Annotated in this window: 5 protein-coding genes; all 5 read left to right on the top strand. The window is 66.4% G+C overall.

Annotated features, from left to right (window positions below):
• Positions 1–327: 327 nt before the first annotated feature.
• Positions 328–1,143 carry a helix-turn-helix transcriptional regulator gene (locus DQW06_RS22140; protein WP_117199230.1) on the top strand — a complete coding sequence of 272 codons (816 nt, stop codon included), beginning with the start codon at positions 328–330 and terminating at the stop codon, positions 1,141–1,143.
• Positions 1,130–1,309, top strand: coding sequence for a DUF397 domain-containing protein (locus tag DQW06_RS22135; RefSeq protein WP_013153605.1), 180 nt, complete (start codon positions 1,130–1,132; stop codon positions 1,307–1,309). The genes DQW06_RS22140 and DQW06_RS22135 overlap by 14 nt, the downstream gene beginning before the upstream one ends.
• A 3-nt stretch (positions 1,310–1,312) precedes the next feature.
• Positions 1,313–1,486, top strand: coding sequence for a DUF397 domain-containing protein (locus DQW06_RS22130; protein WP_013153604.1), 174 nt, complete (start codon positions 1,313–1,315; stop codon positions 1,484–1,486).
• A gap of 499 nt (positions 1,487–1,985) precedes the next feature.
• On the top strand, positions 1,986–2,999 hold the full coding sequence (locus DQW06_RS22125; RefSeq protein ID WP_013153603.1) for an ABC transporter permease: 1,014 nt from the start codon (positions 1,986–1,988) through the stop codon (positions 2,997–2,999).
• A gap of 73 nt (positions 3,000–3,072) precedes the next feature.
• Positions 3,073–3,483, top strand: a 411-nt coding sequence (locus tag DQW06_RS22120; RefSeq protein ID WP_157983550.1) for an ATP-binding cassette domain-containing protein, incomplete at its 3' end; no start/stop codon positions are given.

Raw genomic sequence — 3,483 nt, 5'->3', positions numbered from 1 at the left:
GCGGAACGGTAGACTTTTGCATGTTTCACCTCGGCTGTCTCGGGGTGGGGCACTTGGCCTCGGCGGTCGCTCTCCACTTCGACCGCCGGGGCTTTTTTGTGCCTGGTTGTAGGGCTTTCCCGTCCGCATGTGGGTACGGGACGGCGCTGCCGCCCCGCTAAGGGGCGGGAGTGCGGGGCCGATCTTGCCGACCTCGTGACGACAAGATCCCACGCCGCAGTAGCGTTTTGAAGGCTAGAAAATGTTCTGGCCAGTGCCGAATACTTCGACGCAAGTTCTGACTACTTCTCGTAGACTTCGGACTACCATCTTTGGTTACATGGGGTAATGGAAGTTGAACGGAACCCCTCGGATGTCCGGTTTGGTCATGCCCTCATGCGTGCTCGTAAGCGGGCAGGCGTCCAACAGGACGGCCTTGCACGCCATCTCAACTGCACACCCGGACATATCTCCCATATAGAGAACGGCCGCCGAAAGCTGAACGAATCGAAGGTCGTTGACCTGGACGAGTTCCTAGGGGCCAAGGGGCGGCTGGTCCGTACCTATGAGGAGGTCTACCAACCGGAGCACGTCGACTGGATCGGTGAGTTCCGGCAGATGCAAGCTGAAGCGGAGGTGATCCGTGAATATCAGAACAGCTTGGTTCCTGGTACGATCCAGCATCCCGAGTACGCGGCGGCCACCATTGCCGCAGGCGCTCCGTGGCTGTCACCTGCCGAGGCAGAGGAACGGCTTCGCGAGCGAATGGACTGGGGGAAAGAAGTTCTCCGTCCAGGCGGGCCGCAATACCACGCTGTGCTCGATGACATCACGGTAGTTCGGGCGATTGGTCCTAGTCAGATGATGGTCAATCAGATTGACCGGATTATCGAACTGGCCGAAAGCGGACGAATCATGGTCCAGCTGCACGGCTGGGACCAGTACCCACACGCCGGACTTGATGGTCCGTTCTCGCTGCTAACGTCCTCGGCAGCACCTGAGCTTGTGCACGTGGAGTCGGTCTACCGTGGCCAGAACACGGATGACCTGAGGGACGTGCGCCGGTTCGGGATGCTGTTCAGTAGATTACAGGCGACCGCGAGGTCGCCGCTGGAGTCCGTGAAGTTCCTCAAGGAGATGAGGGAAAGATATGGCCAACCGTAAGGGCGAGTGGCACAAGTCCAAATACAGTTCGGGTGGGCAGAACTGTGTCGAGGCTCGCGAGTCTGCGGAGGGTGCGGACATCCGTGACACCCAGAACCGGGAGCTGGGCCACCTCACGGTGTCCGCGCTGGAGTGGACTGCTGTTCTCGCTGTCACGAAGGGGTGAACTGTGAGGTCTGACTGGCACAAGTCCTCATACAGCAATGCTGCGGAAAACTGTGTCGAGGTCCGAGAGGGTGCCGAGACGCTGGTTCGGGACACGCAGAACCGGCACGCCGGACACCTTGAGTTCCAGGCCCAAGAGTGGGGTGCCCTGCTCAAGGCGGTGCGTGGCCTCTTGTAACCGCGCACGAAACCGACCCCGCCCAGACGCATTGGGCGGGGTCGGTTTCGTGCTGACGCGGGGCGAAGCTACCCCGCAGCGGCGGCCGTGCCCAGAGGCCGAAGGACCCCTGCCGGGGCGTCCGCCCACAGTCGAGTTCCCTCCTGGTCCACGGTCACGCCGAGCTGGTCCCGGCCCGGCTTCCCCCACCGCGTCCACTCCTCCCACGCGGCGCCGATCTCCGCCCACAGGTCCCGGGGCCCGGCCCGCTTCGTGGTGTAGGAGCCACCAGCCGGAACGTATTCTCCGAGCGCCCACGACCCGTCCGGGGCAGTGCATCAGTCAAGAGCGGAAGGTGACCGACTCGGTCGATCCGTGATCCCCAGCGCCACGGAAGGCGCGCATAGGGCGATTGAACGCGACCAGATGATCACATTGAGTTACTGTCTGCTTGCGGGCGGGTACCGTTCGCGGACCCGTCCCGCCCACGCCCCGGCCCCGACGACAGAGAGCACGCGCGTTGCTGACCTACATCCTGCGCCGCCTGGGCGCCGGACTCCTGCTCCTGGCCGTGGTCACCATGGTCACCTTCGCCATCTTCTACGTGGTGCCCCGGTGGGCGGGGCGCACCGTCGAACAGCTGGCGACGATGTACGTGGGCCGCGCCCCCACCCCCGAGGCCATCCAGGCCACCATCGACCGCCTGGGCCTGGACCGGCCCGTCGTCGTGCAGTTCGGGGAGTTCGTCCGGGGCCTCTTCCTCGGCGCGGAGTACCGCTTCGGCAACGACACGATCGAGTGCGCGGCGCCCTGCCTGGGCTACTCCTTCCAGACCTACCAGGAGGTCTTCCCCGAGATCGTGGCGCGGCTGCCGGTGACGGCCTCACTGGCCCTCGGCGCGGGGGTGATCTGGCTGGTGGGCGGAATCCTGGTCGGCGTGGTCTCCGCGGTGTGGAAGGGCAGCCTGTTCGACCGGCTGGCGATGGCCGTCGCCCTGGCGGGGGTGTCGCTGCCGATCTTCTTCACCGGTCTGCTGGCCCTGGCCTTCCTCGTGCACGCCTGGGGGCTGTTCGGCACCCCGGGCTACGTCCCCTTCAGCGAGGACCCCTCCAGGTGGGCGCAGGGACTGCTGCTGCCGTGGCTGACGCTGGCCTTCCTGCACGCGGCCATGTACGCCCGCCAGACGCGCGCGGGCATGTTGGAGACCCTGGGCGAGGACTACATCCGCACCGCCCGCGCCAAGGGACTGAGTGAGCGCCGCGTGGTGCTCAAGCACGCGCTGCGCCCCACGCTCACGCCCATCGTGACCATCTTCGGCCTGGACCTGGGGCTCGTGCTGGGCGGCGCGGTCCTGACCGAGCAGGTCTTCTCCCTGAACGGGATCGGCCGGTACGCGGTCACCGCCATCATGCAGAGCGACCTGCCGGTGATCTTGGGCGTGACGCTGTTCGGCGCGTTCTTCATCGTGCTCTGCAACCTGGTGGTGGACCTGCTGTACCCGCTGATCGACCCGCGCGTACGCATCCACGGATAACCGTGCCGGGCGCACGCGCGGGCGGAACACGATCCGGGCCGCCGCGCCCGGGGAACGGAAAGGAAGGGGTCGTGTGAGCGAGTCCGCGGCGTCGGGGCCGGTCGTGCGGGTGGAGGACCTGCGGGTGGTGTTCCCGACCATGGACGGCGACGTCCGTGCGGTGGACGGTCTGTCCTTCGCCGTGCCCGTCGGGGGAGCGCTGGGCATCGTGGGCGAGTCGGGTTCGGGCAAGAGCGTGACCTCGCTGGCCCTCATGGGCCTGCACCGGGGCAGCCGGGCGCGGATCACCGGGGAGGTCGAGGTGGCGGGCACCGACGTGGTCGGCGCCCCGGACAAGAGGCTGCGGCGGATGCGCGGCAACGATATCGCCATGGTCTTCCAGGACCCGATGCAGTCGCTGCACCCCCAGTTCACCGTCGGCAACCAGCTGGTGGAGGCGCTGCGCGTGCACCGGTCCGGGGTGTCGCGGTCCCTGGCCCGCGAG

The sequence above is a fragment of the Nocardiopsis sp. TNDT3 genome (assembly GCF_003427465.1).
GTDB classification, from domain to species: domain Bacteria; phylum Actinomycetota; class Actinomycetes; order Streptosporangiales; family Streptosporangiaceae; genus Nocardiopsis; species Nocardiopsis dassonvillei.
Note: the sequence above shows the minus strand (reverse complement) of the source record. Positions and strands in the feature narration are given on the sequence as shown.